The organism is Cellulomonas sp. ATA003, assembly GCF_031582905.1.
GTDB lineage: Bacteria > Actinomycetota > Actinomycetes > Actinomycetales > Cellulomonadaceae > Pengzhenrongella.
This window is the reverse complement of sequence record NZ_CP133990.1, coordinates 1,921,000-1,935,543: the sequence shown is the minus strand read 5'-3', so window position 1 is coordinate 1,935,543 and position 14,544 is coordinate 1,921,000. Positions and strand designations below refer to the sequence as shown.

Here is a 14,544-nt window from a genome sequence, read left to right as displayed (position 1 = left end):
GTCCCGAGCGAACCGTCACCGACGTCGTGCCCCGGCCACGACGGCCACGGCGGCCCCGCGGCCACCGACCCGGCGGCGGGCGCGGTGCTCACCTCGGCAAGCCCCCGGTACCCGACGCACCCAGGTCGGCGGGACGTCCGGGTCGCACGGACACCCGCGGGCGCACGCCGCCCGGCGACGGCGTCCTCCGCGCAGCGAGGTCCGCCTCCGCGTCCCCCGCCCGGAGCGGTGCCGCGGGCTCATGGCGCTGAGCGTGGACGACGGGGCGTCCGCCGGATCGGTACGGGGCGCCGCGGTCGACCCCGGTCACCGTGCCGGCCGGCCCCCGCCCCGCGGTCTGCCCCTCGTGATCGGGTCCGGCGGCGTCCACGCCGGTCCTGCTGTCCTCCGCGGGCACCGGCTCCGCCGGGGCGCCGGGCGACAGCCGGACGTCGACGTCGAACCACCGTGGGTCGCGGTCCTCGACGTAAGCGAGCCACTCGGGGGCGGGCCGGCGTCGACGAACGGGTACGGCGACGTCGGCGGCCCGTCGCTGCCGGTCGGCGCCGTGCCCGGGCGGACGGTGCGGCTCCGTCCCGCCGTCCCGGGCCCGACCGGCGCGAGGACGCGCAGCACCCACCGGCCGACCTGCGCGGCGCGCCCGCCCCGCCACGGCACCGCGGGCACGGCGGTCACGCCCCTCGGGCGAGGGTCTCGTACGAGAGCGCGATCTCCTCGATGGCGACCTCGCGGGCCGTCGAGCGCAGCGTCGCGCCCTTCCACCGGACGGGCAGGGCGCTGACCAGGTTCCACTGGATCACCGGCACGGTGCCCTGCGAGTCGAGCAGCACGATCGTGACGTTGCGGCGGTTGATCCGCCCCGCCACCGTGTCCTCGAACCACTTCCACATCTCCGTGCGGTCGGTCAGTCCGTACCTCAGCGACACGTCGGCGTACCGGGTGATCGTCGGGACCTTGTGCACCACCTGGGACTGACCGGCCTCCCGGTACTCGTCGACGTCGACCGTGATGTCGAGCCCGGAGCACTCGATGAAGTGGCCCTCCGTGACGCCCTGGATCATCAGCTTGAAGTTGTGGGCCCGGAACGGGTCCGTCCACGCCGCGGTCCCGCCGGTCGCGGGCCCCGCCGTCCCCTCCGTCGTCTGGCTCACCGCTGACCCTCCTGCTCGACGCTCGCGCCGCCCTCGTACTGGCTGACCTTGAACACGATGAACTCCGCCGGCTTGACCGGCGCGAGCCCGACGTAGGTGGTGACGACGCCGGCGTCGATCTCGGACCGCGGGTTGGTCTCGTCGTCGCACTTGACGAAGAACGCCTCGGCGGGCGTCCGGCCCATGAGGGCCCCCTGGCGGTACAGGCGCTCGAGGAACGACCCGACGTCGCGCCGGATCATGTTCCACAGGATCGGGTCGTTGTTCTGGAAGGGGATCCAGTTCATCCCCTGCATGATCGACTCCTCGACCATGGCGAACAGCCGCCGCACGTTGAGGTACCGCCACTCGCTGCTGCTGCCGGCCAGGGTGCGCGCGCCCCAGACCTTGATGCCCTCGGTGGAGAAGAACCGGAGCCCGTTGACCCCGGCCGTGTTCAGCTCGCCCTGCTCGGCGGCGGTGAGGCGGTAGGTCAGGTCGACGGCGCCGCGGACCGGCTCGTTCGCCGGGGCCTTGTGGACCCCGTGCGTCGCATCGGTGCGGGCCCAGATCCCGGCGAGGTGCCCCGACGGGGGCGCCTCGACGATCCGGCCCGTTGCCGGGTCCACGACCCTGATCCACGGGTAGTAGAACGCCCCCAGCTCGACTGCCGCGGTGCCACACCGGGTGCCGCGGTCGCCCGCGGACCGCCGGGGCCCGCGGCGCCGCGACCGTGCGCCGGTCTGTCGCCGTCGGCTCCATCCCCGGCCGAGTGGTCGCCGTCCCCGACGCCGTCGCCGTCCCCGACGTCGCCGTCACCGACGCGCGCGGGCGCGTCCGACGGCGCCGCGTCGGGGCCGGCGTCGGGCGGCGCCGTGCCCACCCGCGTGAGCTGTGAGATGTCCTGGACGTCCAGCGGTGCGTCCAGGATCGCCACACGGTCCTTCTGGTTCTCGCAGTGCGTCAGGAGTGCCTCGTACGACGCGGCGTCGGTGTACCCGGGCGCGGCGACGATCGCGACCTGGTCCACCTCCTCCAGGACCGAGATCCCGGGACGGCGGGTCGTCCCGGTGAGCGTGCCGCCCTGACCGACGTTGAGGACGAAGCAGCGTCGGCCCTCGTTGGCGAAGAACCCGGCGACGGCCAGCGTCAGCGGCGTGCTGGGCCCCTCGCTGGGGAACATCCGCTGGTAGTGCAGCCAATTGTTGACGGCCACCGGCTCACCGACCGGTGCATCCGGCGAGCCGACGAAGCCGACGAACGCCGGGGTGCTCGTCCCGACCGGCTCGATCGGTCGTGCGCCGCTGGGGACTTCTTCGACGTAGACGCCGGGCGTCAGGGGTAGCGGCACGGTGGACCTCCTGGAGTGGGACGGAGCGGCGACGAGGGTCAGGGCACGAGCCCCGGGAGCGTGAGGTCACCGAGTGCGCCGTCGGGGGCGGGCTCGAGACGCAGGACCGTCGACGCCCCCCGGGCGGCGACACGGACGCGCAGACCGAGCTCTGCCGCGACGGCCGCCCGGATGCCGAAGCGGCCGCGGCGGTCCGTGGTGACGTCGGGCCCGTTCGGCAGGACGGCGACGACGGCCGAGGGGACCGGCGAGCCGTCGTCGGTCACGACCCGGCCGGTGAGCTCGAGGAAGGGCATGTTCTCCACCCGCATGCTCCGGACCCGCGGGGCCACCGCCCGGTGCAGCAGGCGGCGCACCGGGACGTGGACGAGCAGCCCGGGTCTCGCGGGCAGGGCGAGGGACCGCCACAGCCACGGCTGCGGGCCCTGCGGGTCGACGTCCCAGGCGCCGTCCGCGAGCGCGGACAGCGCGAGGTCGGTCATGCGGGCGGCCCGGTCGACCGGGTCACCCCCGACCACGGTCACCAGGACGGTCACCCGGACGTCGGCCGTGCTGACGGTGCGGGCGGCGGGGCCGGCGCCGGTCAGGGGTGTCAGGCCGACCGGCTGCACCAGGGCCGCCAGCGCCTCGCCCGCCGCGGAGGTGTCGTCCAGCACCGGCAGACCGGTCAGGGACGTGACCTGCTCCCGGAGCGCGTCCAGCGCCGCGGTCCACTCGCCGCCGACCGTGCCGGCGGTGGCGTCACGGGTTGCCGCTGGCATATGCCCAGAGCTCGAACGGGGTGGCGTAGTAGATCCACCCGAAGAACCCGTGCACCGCGGACCGCGGCGGCGGGCGCAGATACCAGGTGTCGCGCAGGTGCGCCGCCCGGAGCACGGCGCCCACCGGCGCGAACAGGATCGCCAGGGTCGCGGTCGCCACGTAGGACACCGCGAACAGGGGCAGGTAGGTCGGGCCGAAGATCCTCGACTGCAGCAGATGCATCCGCTCGTGCTGGCCGGCGCCACCGAGGTTGACGATCCCGAGGGTCTGCAGCACGTCGGTCCCGAAGCCGGACGTCCCCCGCGGCAGGTAGCAGATCCACGTCCGGCCGGCGCTCTGCGTGCGGGAGGGGCGGCCGACCCAGGGGTAGACCAGGTTGCCCACGAGCCCGCCGAACACGGTGTTGGGCAGGCTCCACGTGTGGTCGAGGAGCAGGATCAGCCAGTGACCGATCCGCCCGAGGTCGTAGCTCGCCAGGAGGCCGGCGAGCAGCCCCTGGACGGCGACGACGACGAGCACGGGGAGCATGACCGCCGGCTCTGCCGCGAGCGGCAGCCAGACGCTCAGCACCCGGAGCGTGACCCACGTCGTGGCGGTGGCCACGGCGACGGTTCCCAGTACACGTAGGACCGCCATGTCGAGTCCTCAGGGGTTGATGAGTCTTTCGGGTAACCGGAAGTCCCCGATGATCGGGTCGTCCAAATCGTCGAGGTCGAGGAAGACGCCGCCGTCGAAGATCGGCGGGAACGGGAAGCCGCACTCGAAGAACGGCCGGGGGCGGCCGGTCGAGATGCGCACCGACGAGCCGACGTCGACCTGCGCGCCGGCGGAGGGGTCCTGCACCTCGACACGCGGGTCGCACTCCCCCGACTGACCGACCTCCTCCAGCGTGACCGTCAGACCGAGCGCGGCCAGCTGCTGGAACGCGATGCTCCGTGGCTCGCCGAGGAAGCCCGGGACGACGACCTGCGGGATCGGGGCGGGGGCGACGACGCCCGTCAGCTCGCTGAACTGGTCCGTCGCCTCGGGGTCGTCCTCGTCGCCGCTCAGGGCGCTCTCCCTGACCCGGATCCGCTGCCCCTCGAGCTCGGTGCTGATGGTGAAGGTCTCACCGATCGCGGTCGCACCGCCGAGGGTGACGTCCGTGCAGCTGTCGGTGTCCTCGGCGCCTCCGGAGCAGGACTGCCAGATGTGGACGAGCGGGACGTCGTCCGGTGACCACGTGCCCGGCACCACGGTCAGCACCTGGCCGACCGTGGGCTCCCCGAGACCTCGGGTGCCGTGAGCGGGTCAGGGGCGGGCTCCCGGATGACGAACCACCAGATCGCGAGCGCCCCGAGCGCGAGGACGAGCACCGCGCCGATGATGGCGAGCAGCAGCCATCTCGGGAACCCCGGCTTCTCCAGCGGCTCGGGGATGGTGAAGGCGACCGCCTGCCCCTGGGCGACCTGCTCCGGTCGGTCCTCCGGCGAGACGTCGAGGCGCATCGCGTGCTGACCCACCGGAGCCTCCGCGGGCACCGTGATCCGCACGTCTGCGGTGAGGGTGGCGGCGTTGCCGAGCGGACGCTCGACGTCGCCCACGACCGCCAGCCAGTCCGGGTCCGTCGCCGCGATCGCCTGCGGGAGGAGTCGGACCCGCACCGGCCGGCCGGAGGTGTTGAGCACCGAGAACGACGCGGTCCCCGTCCGTGTGGCCCGGTCGAGCTCGACAGAGGTGGGGCCCGTCACCGAGAACGGTGCGGGTTGGGTCGTGACCGGCTCATCGGGACCGAAGTCCCCGTCGAGAGGATGCCCCACGGGACCAGCGTAGTGATCCGCGTCACGGTGCGCCATGACTTCTCCCCCGCCATTTCCACGAATCAATTCGACTGCAACGGAATGGGCCCGCGTCCAGGCGTCACCGAGAGCTCGCGGCGACTCGGTGGGTGGTGCGCCGGCGGCGCGTCGTCCTCAATGCAGATCGGTCGCCCGGCTACGAGCGTTTGGTGAGGCCGTCCGTGCAGCTGGAGGAGAGCATGTTGAGCTTGAAACCGTCGGAGCTCACGTCGAACGTGAGCAGCGTGCCCTGGTCCTCCTCGGTCAGGTAGCACTCCTTCTCGCCGTCGTTGTCCCACACACCCTTCTCACGTCCGTCGAGCACCTCGACGCGCACCGTCCAGTAGTCGAGCCCCGTGAACAGGCCGGTCTGGTACCGGACGGTGAGGGCGGCCTGCCGGACGCGCCGATCGCGACGTCCGCCCACGTCGTCTCCTCGGGTGGGGCGCTGCCGTGCCGGTGCGTCAGGGTGATGGTCGCGGCGCTGTCGAAGTGGTTGGCCACGGTGACGGTCGTCGTGCGGTTGTCAGCCATTTCGGCCTCCTGGTCCCGGGGACCCTTTCGTCGCCATTGTGCGGTTGCCCGTCCGCCGACGGGCGACCGCCGTGACGCCGATGTCGTCGCTCGCGACGTCAAAAGTCGCGCGAGCGCATATATCCGGCTCGTGCGGGACCGGTCGGCACCGACTGCAGCCGCCGTTCCGTGATGGCGTCGCTCCAGTCCGTTCTACTCCCGGCTCGCCCGGCGGTCAACGACTTTCGTGGGGTCGGCGAGAATGCGCGACGAGATGCGCACGTGCCCCCTGGACGGCGTGCGACGGTCGCGGGAGCACGCCCGTCCACGCCTGTCCACGGCAGGCGGCACGGCGGTCCGGTGGCGACCGGTGCGGCGGGCGTTGACGCGGGCCGACGCCTGCAGTACTCCTGCCACATGACCCTCGGGGACATGTTCGGCCGGTACGTGCTGTCCAGTGCGGACGCGGACACCGCGCTCGCCGAGCTGGCCCGGTCACGCGGGCGGCCGTACTACGACGCGGACGCGGACGGCGAGGCGTGCGACGCGTACTACGGCGACGTGGCACCCGAGGGGCTCGGGGACCTCGTGCGCCGGACGCACCAGCGGACGCCGACCTACAAGCCGGCGCGGGAGCTCTACCCGTGGGTCGACCTGCAGCCGGACGGCTCGATCCGCAGCATCTACACGGGGCACGAGTGGGACCCGGCGGAGCTGATCCGGGCGGACCTCGACATCGCCGCGGCCCGCAGGGAGGCCATGACCGCTCGGCTGGGCGTGCCGCCGGTGACCGTGGTCGCCGGGACGGGGCCCACCGCGGCCGTCGATGCCCAGGTGGAGGCCCAGGTGGAGGCCGAGGTGGAGGCCGCGCTGCCCTACAACTGCGAGCACGTCGTGCCGCAGAGCTGGTTCGCGAGGAAGGAGCCGATGCGCGGAGACCTGCACCACCTCTTCGCGTGCGAGTCGCGGTGCAACAGCTTCCGGGGCAACACCCCGTACGCGGAGTTCACCGACTTCCCCGCGGCCCGGAGCGGCAACCCGGCGATCACCGCGGTGCGCGGGGACTGCGGGAAGAGCGAGGGCGGCGGGTTCGAGCCGGCGCACGGCAAGGGTCCTGCGGCGCGCGCGCTCCTCTACTTCCTGCTGCGCTACCCCGGCGTCGTGCAGGACGTCGAGATGCCCCGGGCCCGGCAGGAGACGGTGCTGGCGTGGCACGAGGCCGACCCGGTGACCGAGTGGGAGCGGCACCGCAACGCGGCCATCGTCGAGCGCCAGGGCAATCGCAACCCGTTCGTCGACCGGCCCGAGCTGGCGAGGAGCCTGCTGCCCACCCTGGTGGCGACCGTCGGCCCCTGACGTCCGCCGGCGCCGCGTCCGGGGCCTCCCCGCCGCAGCGGCTCAGACGTCGTCGGGGGCGCGGACGAAGCGCACGTCGGCGCCCGGCGGGATCTCGCGGCGGGCCAGCACACGCAGGTCCGGGAACTCCGAGCGCAGCGACTCGCGCAACCAGGCACGGACCGCCAGGGAGTCCGCGACCAACGGGTGCTCGCGGGCGAGGTGCCCCATGGCGCGCACCTGCGCGGCCGCGTGCTCCGCCTGGACGTCACCCACCCGCAGCCGCCCCTCCGTGGCCAGCGCCTGCACCGCCCTCTGGAGACCCGTGCTGAGCTCGAGAGCGGTCGTGGGACGGCTGCTGCCGGTGCGCCACCGCTCCTCCGCCGCCTGCTGACGCACGAGCGCGATCGCATCGCGGGGATGCGGGAGGGCCTCGATGGGGACGCCGGACCGGTACGCGCCGCCCTCGCGGAGGCGCAGGAGCTCCGCGTGCGGGTGGAGGTCGAGGTCCAGCAGGCGGTCCAGGATCGTGGCGAGGTGCCGCAGCGAGGTGCCCTCGTCGACGGCCACGCGCGTGAGCCCGGTGAGCCACTCCAGCGGGTACAGGGCGCGCACCGCCTCCAGCGTGTCGGGCAGAGCCAGCGCGAGCCGGCCGGTCATCTCCTCGACGGCGTCGGTCGAGATGAACCAGTCCGCACGCGTGCGCACCGCGACCGCGAGCGCGTCGGCCACGGCCGCGAGGCCCGCGCCGGTCGGCAGACGGTCCGGCCACGTGCGGACGGCGTTGAGACGGAAGGCGAACGCCCGGTCACCGAGGCCCGCCGTCGGGGCGAACCGGAAGTCGGGTCCCAGGATGCCCAGCTCGCGGTACAGCGCGGTCCGCAGGTCGACGAACACGTCGTCGTCCCGCGCCTCGCCGGACGTGATGGACCGCAGCGTGTCCGGCTGCAGGACGACGTCCAGCACCGGGGCGCGGCCGGCGGTGATGAGCTCCTCGGCCAGGACGACGGGGTGGGTGACGGCCGACCGGGAGCCGATCTCGGCGAGGTCCTGCGCACCGGCGGCGAGGGAGATCCCGCAGTCCACGACCGTCGTCAGCACCTGCCGCAACGCGTGCGCGTCCCGTGACGCGCCGCTGTCGGGACGGGACAGGGCGAGGTCGAGGTGCGCCGGACCGACCAGCGCGGAGAGCCTGCTCTGCAGGGCGATCGTGCACAGGCCGGCCGCCACCCGGACGAGCACGTCGCCGTCCACCGACGCGATCTGCGACGTCCGCCCCTCCGTGGCGTCCTCCACCAGCCGGACGGCCTCCTCCGCCGTGCAGCGCAGGCGCTCGCCGTGCACCCACAGGCCCCACAGCGCACTCGGCCCGTCCGTGCGCTCCGCGGTCACCTCGGCGCGTCCCGGCAGGCCCAGGGCGTGCAGGTGCTCGGTCACGACGGAGCTCGCCGCGTCGCGCACGGCGACGTGCGTGGCGCCGTCCACGGCCGGTCCGGGCAGGGCGAGCCGGACCGGCACCACCGGCACCACCGGCACGCCGGACGGGGTCGGCGGGTGCATCCCCGGACCGCGCGCGTCGGCGACCATGCGACCTCCTAGCTCGCGGGCTCGTCACGGGGGCCGCTCGGGCCGCTCGAGCTGCTCGGGCCGCCGCCTGCGGCGTCCCGCTCGGCCCGGTTCAGGACCGCCGTCCTGGCGCCACCGGCGGCCAGGAGCCGCCACAGGTAGGAGCGGACCGCGGTGTCGCCGACGACGATCGTCGGCGGCTCGTCGCCCTCCACCGTCACCCGGCCGTGCCAGGTCCTGATCTGCGGGACGAGCTCGCGCGCCGTCGGCCACGGCACCTGCCAGATGGTGGAACCGTCGGCGGGGTCGATCGCCAACCCCCGGCGACCAGCTCCTCGAGGCCCGCGGGCAGCTCGGCCCCCGAGGTTCTGGCTCCGGGCAGCGTGGGCGCCAGTGCCAGGCGCAGGTCGGCGCTCACGCGCAGGATCTCCTGCCGCCTGCCGGACTCGATCCGGGCCAGCGCCCTGAGCACCTCGCGACCGCGCGTGAGCCAGACGCCTTCCCTCAGGAGCATGCGCAGCACCCGGTGCGTCCGGATCCGCATGGTCCAGTCGCCGAGAAGGGTCGCGGCCACCCGCGAGCGCTCCGGCTCGTCGAGTGCGAGCTCCTCCACCCACGACCCGAGGTCGTCGGGCCCGAACAGACGCGCGACGTTCTCCTGCATCACCGCCTCGAGCGCGTCGACGACCTCGCGGAGGCCGCTCGGGTCGTCGCTCGACGACGGCAGGCTCGACACCGTCCCGGACGCGACCAGCTCCCCTCCCACCGGACCTGGAACTGCGCCGGCTCCAGCCCCGGGCCGCCCCGGAAGCGGATGCCGGGGATGGTGATGCCCGTCCGGGCGCGCAACCGCTCCCGCAGCTCGGGGACCAGTCGGCTGAACAGCACCCACCCCGGTCCGGTCGTCCCGGCGACCAGCCCGTCACCGAGCGTCACCGACACCGGGTTCTCCAGCGGGAAGGTCGTCGTGCTGTCGATGTCCGTGCGCCGCATGCGGTACACGGTCTCCAGGTCCGCGGCGGCTGCCAGTGCGGCCACCAGCGCCGCCGCCTCCGGCGGCGATCCGGGATCCTCCCGCAGCGCGGTGACCGCGTCGCTGAAGGTCCAGTAGGCGCCGGGCGCCCGCACGAAGATCCCGACGACGGCGCGGGCGTCGTCGTCCCCCGTGGCGCCTGCGGCGGCGGACGTCAACCAGCCGAGGGCGTCCGCGTGCCGCCCCAGGAGGAGGGCGCACATCGCGGCGCGGAGGGCGAGACCGTCGCGCAGGTGCGTGAGGTCGTCGAGGTCGCGTGCCGGCCGGCCGGCGGCGTCGTCCGTCGACGCGACCAGCAGCTCCGCGTCCAGGGCGCCGAACAGCCGGACGTACCGGGACGACGCCTCCTCGAGCGGCGACCCGGCGCGGACCAGGTCGTCCCCCTCCCGGCACAGGTCCGCGACGCGGGCCCCGATGGCGCGCCGGCTCTCCGGGAACCCGTCCTCGGCCAGCGCCAGGTAGTGCTCGAGCGCGGTGGCGTGGTCGCCGGCCTCGCCCGCGAGCCGTGCCAAGGCTGCCCGGGCCGCCAGTCGACGGGGGCCACGTCGTCCGCCGGCTCCGCGGACGCCAGTGCCTCACCGGCCTCCGCCCGGGGATCGCGGTCACTCCGCGCGAGCTCGTCCATCCGTGCTGCGCACAGCGCCTCGATCGGTCCGACGAGCTCGCGGGCCGCCGTCGCGTGGGGGACGTCGCCGTGCGACGCACGAGCGACGGCAGCTCGGTGTCGCGCAGGTGGCACACGGTGTCCCACCACGGGCACTCCCGGACACCGTCCTCGACGAGCCCCTGCCCCCGCTCCAGGTCGCCCGGGCCGCCGCGTGCCAGCAGGATCAGCCCCAGGTCGATCCTCTGGTTGGAGGCATTCGTCGGACCGTCGCCGAGCGATCCCTCCAGCAGCTGGGCCGCGCGGTCGAGGTGGCCCAGGAGGTAGCCGGCCCAGGCCGCGGTGTGGCGGTCGCCGGGCTCCGGGGCGTCCTCCGCGGGCCACAGGTGCGCCATCGCCGCGGCGGCGTCGTCGTCCCGTCCGGCGCGGGTCAGGCAGATGCTGCGGACGCGGGGCTCGAGCGGATCGACCTCACGGTCGGCAGGCGCACCGTCGAGGACCGCGAGCGCCGAGTCCGGACGGCCCTGCAGGACGTGGAGCAGCGGGATCTGCAGCATCGCCCAGGGAGTCCCGAGACCCGCCGCGGACGCGATGGCCTCGTCCACCCGTCCCACGGCGGCGAGCGACCGGGACGTCACGTACGCCGTGAAGTCGTCACCGGGAGCCGCGAGGCGCGCCCGGTCCGCGGCGTGCAGCGCGGAGCCGGTCATCCCGAGCTCGAGGTGGACCATGGACAGGAAGGACCATGCCGTCGCGGAGCCGTCGTCCAGCAGCAGGGCGCACTCGACGTCCCCGACGGAGGTCCAGACCCGGTGTCGCTCGCTCTGCTCCCGGACCACGTGGTCGTGCCGGAGGAGACCGTGCACCAGGTGCACCCACGACTCGTCCGCGGTCGGTGCGCGCAGTGCCGTGCCGGCGTCCCACGCGGCGATCCCGGCCCGGACGCGCGCGGCGTCCACCGTGCCGTCCGGGAGCTGCGCGAGCAGCCGGAGCACCTCGGCGAGCCCCCAGTGGTACAGGGCCTGCGTGCCGTCGAGGCTGATCGCACGCTCGAGGTACCCCCGGGCGGTCGCCTGGTCCCCGTCCTGGGAGTAGCGGTCGCCGGCGTCGTGGTACGCCCGAGCGGCCTCCGCCGGGCGCTCCAGGCGCTCGAGCAGGTGCGCCTTGTCGACGAAGGCGCGGCGCTCCTGGTGCTGCGCCGTGCCCGACATCCCGAGCGCCAGGGCCCGGTCGAGGGCAGCGAGGGCGTCCTCGGCACGGTCGGGGTCCTGGGACAGCCGCCGGGAGAGGCGCCAGTAGAGGTTGCCCGTCGTCGGTGCGTGGAGGCGGTCGAGCTCGGTGACGTCCGGGACGACGGCCGCTGCCGCCCGGTCGTACAGCGCCGTGGCACGCGACCAGTTCTGCGCCCGCTCCTCGAGCACGGCCAGCCCCACCAGGCCGGCCGGCTCGTCCGCCGTGATGTCGACCGCGCGCTGGAACTCGGCGCGGGCCGCGTCGATGTCGTCCTCCGCCAGCGAGCACTCCCCCAGCACGGCGACCAGCCGGCTCTCGAGCGCGGGGTCCCCGTACCGCGCGGCCGAGGCGGCGGCCCGCTCCAGGCGGGCCTGCACCGGTGTCGTCCTCGCGCCGGACCGGATCGACCCGCGCGCGAGCAGCACCTCCAGGTCGACCCGGTCGTCGATCGTGAGCCCGTCCGCCCACGGCCCGTCGAGGATGGTCCGTGCGACCGGCACGACGCCGGGCAGCCGACCGTGGGCGAGCGCGTCCGCCGCGGTGCGTGCCGAGGCGACGAGCTCCGGCTCGTCCCCGGGGGCGAGCCCGAGGGACGGCTCGCACAACCGCTGGGCGACGTCCGGGCGGCCCGCGAGCAGCGCCTCGACGTACGACACGACCCAGGCGCGGGAGGCCTGCACCCCGGTGCCCGACGCCGCGTCGCGCCGGCGTCGTTCCCACCACGCCTCGGAGAACGGCACGACGCGCTCGGCGGCGATCCGGTCCAGCTCGTCCTTCGCGCGGTCGACGCCGCGGAGCACCGCACCGAGCGCACGCGACAGGTCGGTGACCGCGGCGGTCAGCGTCTTCTCGTCACCGGCCGCCGCGAGGAGGGTCTCGCGCACCGAGGCGGCGAGCTGCGGCTGGTCCGGGAGGTCGTCGAGGGCTGCCAGGAGCGCCTGCAGGACTCCCGACACCCGTGGGTCCGACCTCAGCGCATCACGCTCCACGGGTCTCGCCCCTCAGCTCGGTGAGCATCTCGATGTAGGCGTTGCCGTGCTGGTCGACGTCCGCGCGCAGCTGCGTCCGGATCCTCGACCTCGCCGTCTCGAGGTCGAGCTCGTCCCACCGGATCGTGTCGAGCCACCCGGCGATGAGCTCGAAGGCAGCGGCCGTCGGCGCATGGTCCTGAGCGATCCTGCGCAGTCGCTCGGTGCGGGCCCGGGACGGCGCCCTGTGGTCGTCCTTGGACGTCCGTGGCCGGGCGGGCTCCTGCGTGGGGAGCCCGCCCTCGACCAGCCGCCCGTCGCGGCTCTGGAGGTAGAGCACCGGCGCCCCGAACAGCGGGTCGTCCTCGTCCGGCAGGTGTCGACGCGCCTCGCGCACCGCCGCGTCGACCGGGGCGCCGTCGGCGATGGCCTCGTACAGCGTCTGGGTGAAGTCCCGGGCCTCGGCGGGCGGCAGGGCGTACTGCATCGCGAGGACCGCCTGCACCCCGCGGCGCACGAGCTCCCGTGCGTGCCCACCGAACGTCGCGGCGTAGTCGAACGGGTCTGCCTCGACCAGGTGCAGCACGACCAGCTGCGGCGCGTCGAGGGTCATGCCGCCGTCGGCCACCTTGGTCAGCGCCGTCACCAGGGTGCGCTCGCTCTGCCCCGGGGGACGTCCGGCAGGTCGATCTCCATGTCGCCCGCCGCCGTGCCCCGGCAGACCCCGATGATGTGGAACACCCGCACACCGCGGACCAACGCCTTCTTGATCTCGGCCGGGTCCCACTCGTCCGACCGGGACACGATCGCGGTCTCCACCTCGTTCCCGATCGTCGTGATCACGCTGCCGGCGTCACGCGCCGTGGAGTCCAGCTCGGCGGACCGTGGGATCGTCATCACGAAGTGCACCTTGAGGGGACGGTCGGCGAGCTCGACGGGGGCGGCGGACGGTTGAGCTCGAGGGACCGGCTGAGCACCAGCCGGTCGGTGACCGCGACGAAGTACCCGTCGGGCTGCGGGTGGTAGAGGAGCTCCCACGGGAGGTCGCTCAGCCAGGTCTCGTGGTGCGGCTCCAGGTCGATGCGGAGCACCACCCGCAGGTCCCGGCCGGCGTGGTCCGCCTTCGCCCGCGTGCGGTCGAGCAGCGCGCCGACGTCCCCCGGGAACGCCAGGCGGTACAGCTGCTCGCCCAGCGCCTTGAACGTGTCGGGTACCGGCAGGGAGGCGTAGGTGGTCGGGTCGCTGCGGCGGATGGTCGTCAGCGCCCCCAGCGGGCCAGCCAGCACCGGAGCACCTCGATGGTCTGGCGGCCGCTCATGTCCAGGTCCAGCCTGCCCGCCGTGAGGTCCCAGTCCGGGCCCGTGGCCGCGGCACACACCTCGGCGGCGGTCAGCGTCACGGTGAGCTCGTACGCGTCCCCGGAGGTCACGGCCCACCGCGCACGGTCTCGGCGACCGGAGCCGGAACCTGACCCGGAGACGGGACCGGAGCCGGAGACGGGACCGGAGCCGGAGACGGGGCCGGAGCCGTAGCCGGAGCCGGAGCCGGAGCCAGGATCGGGTCGAGCACGCCGCCCCGATCCTGCGCGTAGACGACCGGTAGGCCGATGAGGCGGGGGTCGTGCTGCGGGGACGTGGGGCCGGCGAGGAACTCGCGCCCTCGCTGCGCCGCGGCGTCGATCTCGTCGCCCTCGAGCAGCGCCCGGTACACCTGCGCCGCGAACGTCGAGGCGACCTCGGGACGGACGTCGTACCTCATGCCGATCACGCACGGCAGCCCGTGGCGCACCATCTGCTGCGCGACACCGGCGAACGACGCCGTCGGGTCCTCCTTCGCTCCGACGCAGGACTGCAGCAGGACGAGGCGCGGGCCGGCCCCGGCCCCGGCGACGATCCGGGCGAGGTCGTGGCCCGAGAGCCACGTCGCCGTCCCGGCGACGTCGACGAGGGCGACCCGGCCCTCCCCGGCCGTCGCGTCGTGCCTGCCGTGGCCGACGAAGTGCAGCACGTCGGGTGACACGGCCCGCAGCGCCTGCTCGAGGGCCCGGGGGTGGGCTCCGTCAACCGTTCGACGGTGACCGGGCCGAGGTCCCGGAGCCGGTCCACGACGTTCTCGACGGTCCCGGCGACCACGTCGGCCTCGTCGCTGGGCTGCGACACCACCAGGAGCACCGTCACGTCCGGACGCGGGCCGGACGCGTCGCGTGGCGCGTCGCTCGACACGGTGCGGGAG

Annotated in this window: 18 protein-coding genes and 1 pseudogene; 1 reads left to right on the top strand and 18 read right to left on the bottom strand. The window is 74.4% G+C overall.

Going from position 1 to position 14,544, the window contains the following annotated elements; all coding sequences use genetic code 11:
- Positions 1 to 671: 671 nt before the first annotated feature.
- The 8 genes from REH70_RS09465 to REH70_RS09430 form a co-directional block, all read right to left on the bottom strand.
- On the bottom strand, positions 672 to 1,151 hold the full coding sequence (locus REH70_RS09465; RefSeq protein ID WP_310753929.1) for a phage tail protein: 480 nt from the start codon (positions 1,149 to 1,151) through the stop codon (positions 672 to 674).
- Positions 1,148 to 1,738, bottom strand: coding sequence for a phage tail sheath C-terminal domain-containing protein (locus tag REH70_RS09460; RefSeq protein ID WP_310754220.1), 591 nt, complete (start codon positions 1,736 to 1,738; stop codon positions 1,148 to 1,150). Before REH70_RS09460 ends, REH70_RS09465 begins: the two co-directional genes overlap by 4 nt.
- Positions 1,624 to 2,481 (bottom strand): hypothetical protein, encoded by an 858-nt coding sequence (locus REH70_RS09455; RefSeq protein WP_310753927.1) that lies wholly within the window; start codon positions 2,479 to 2,481, stop codon positions 1,624 to 1,626. The genes REH70_RS09460 and REH70_RS09455 overlap by 115 nt, the downstream gene beginning before the upstream one ends.
- A 38-nt stretch (positions 2,482 to 2,519) precedes the next feature.
- Positions 2,520 to 3,242 (bottom strand): hypothetical protein, encoded by a 723-nt coding sequence (locus REH70_RS09450; RefSeq protein WP_310753926.1) that lies wholly within the window; start codon positions 3,240 to 3,242, stop codon positions 2,520 to 2,522.
- The gene (locus tag REH70_RS09445) at positions 3,223 to 3,879 is read right to left on the bottom strand and encodes a hypothetical protein (protein WP_310753925.1); all 657 of its coding nucleotides are present in this window, start codon (positions 3,877 to 3,879) and stop codon (positions 3,223 to 3,225) included. The genes REH70_RS09450 and REH70_RS09445 overlap by 20 nt, the downstream gene beginning before the upstream one ends.
- Positions 3,880 to 3,888: 9 nt before the next feature.
- Complete coding sequence (locus tag REH70_RS09440; RefSeq protein WP_310753924.1) at positions 3,889 to 4,488, bottom strand: PASTA domain-containing protein; 600 nt, start codon at positions 4,486 to 4,488, stop codon at positions 3,889 to 3,891.
- Entirely contained in the window at positions 4,482 to 5,042 is a 561-nt protein-coding gene (locus REH70_RS09435) for a hypothetical protein (RefSeq protein WP_310753923.1), read from the bottom strand. The genes REH70_RS09440 and REH70_RS09435 overlap by 7 nt, the downstream gene beginning before the upstream one ends.
- A gap of 175 nt (positions 5,043 to 5,217) precedes the next feature.
- Positions 5,218 to 5,487 carry a hypothetical protein gene (locus REH70_RS09430; RefSeq protein ID WP_310753922.1) on the bottom strand — a complete coding sequence of 90 codons (270 nt, stop codon included), beginning with the start codon at positions 5,485 to 5,487 and terminating at the stop codon, positions 5,218 to 5,220.
- A 446-nt stretch (positions 5,488 to 5,933) separates the two neighbouring features.
- Here REH70_RS09430 and REH70_RS09425 point away from each other — a divergent pair, with 446 nt between their 5' ends.
- Positions 5,934 to 6,929, top strand: a complete 996-nt coding sequence (locus tag REH70_RS09425; protein WP_310753921.1) for an endonuclease — start codon at positions 5,934 to 5,936, stop codon at positions 6,927 to 6,929.
- A 42-nt stretch (positions 6,930 to 6,971) separates the two neighbouring features.
- Here the strand turns inward: REH70_RS09425 and REH70_RS09420 are convergent, their stop codons facing one another.
- The 10 genes and pseudogenes from REH70_RS09420 to REH70_RS09375 form a co-directional block, all read right to left on the bottom strand.
- Positions 6,972 to 8,495, bottom strand: coding sequence for a hypothetical protein (locus REH70_RS09420; RefSeq protein ID WP_310753920.1), 1,524 nt, complete (start codon positions 8,493 to 8,495; stop codon positions 6,972 to 6,974).
- 8 nt (positions 8,496 to 8,503) lie between these two features.
- Positions 8,504 to 8,695, bottom strand: coding sequence for a hypothetical protein (locus REH70_RS09415; RefSeq protein ID WP_310753919.1), 192 nt, complete (start codon positions 8,693 to 8,695; stop codon positions 8,504 to 8,506).
- Positions 8,692 to 9,138, bottom strand: coding sequence for a hypothetical protein (locus tag REH70_RS09410; protein WP_310753918.1), 447 nt, complete (start codon positions 9,136 to 9,138; stop codon positions 8,692 to 8,694). The genes REH70_RS09415 and REH70_RS09410 overlap by 4 nt, the downstream gene beginning before the upstream one ends.
- The gene (locus REH70_RS09405; RefSeq protein ID WP_310753917.1) at positions 9,138 to 9,467 is read right to left on the bottom strand and encodes a hypothetical protein; all 330 of its coding nucleotides are present in this window, start codon (positions 9,465 to 9,467) and stop codon (positions 9,138 to 9,140) included. Before REH70_RS09405 ends, REH70_RS09410 begins: the two co-directional genes overlap by 1 nt.
- The gene (locus tag REH70_RS09400; RefSeq protein WP_310753916.1) at positions 9,397 to 12,300 is read right to left on the bottom strand and encodes a hypothetical protein; all 2,904 of its coding nucleotides are present in this window, start codon (positions 12,298 to 12,300) and stop codon (positions 9,397 to 9,399) included. The genes REH70_RS09405 and REH70_RS09400 overlap by 71 nt, the downstream gene beginning before the upstream one ends.
- Before the next feature lie 22 nt (positions 12,301 to 12,322).
- A complete protein-coding gene (locus tag REH70_RS09395; protein ID WP_310753914.1) occupies positions 12,323 to 12,958 on the bottom strand; it encodes a CHAT domain-containing protein in 636 nt (211 codons plus the stop codon).
- The gene (locus REH70_RS09390) at positions 12,955 to 13,209 is read right to left on the bottom strand and encodes a hypothetical protein (RefSeq protein ID WP_310753913.1); all 255 of its coding nucleotides are present in this window, start codon (positions 13,207 to 13,209) and stop codon (positions 12,955 to 12,957) included. Before REH70_RS09390 ends, REH70_RS09395 begins: the two co-directional genes overlap by 4 nt.
- On the bottom strand, positions 13,209 to 13,598 hold the full coding sequence (locus REH70_RS09385) for a hypothetical protein (RefSeq protein WP_310753912.1): 390 nt from the start codon (positions 13,596 to 13,598) through the stop codon (positions 13,209 to 13,211). Before REH70_RS09385 ends, REH70_RS09390 begins: the two co-directional genes overlap by 1 nt.
- A complete protein-coding gene (locus tag REH70_RS09380) occupies positions 13,571 to 13,741 on the bottom strand; it encodes a hypothetical protein (RefSeq protein WP_310753911.1) in 171 nt (56 codons plus the stop codon). Before REH70_RS09380 ends, REH70_RS09385 begins: the two co-directional genes overlap by 28 nt.
- Positions 13,738 to 14,367, bottom strand: a pseudogene (locus tag REH70_RS09375) (CHAT domain-containing protein); the annotation flags it as partial. The pseudogene REH70_RS09375 and the gene REH70_RS09380, both read right to left, overlap by 4 nt.
- Between the last annotated feature and the right edge of the window lie 177 nt (positions 14,368 to 14,544).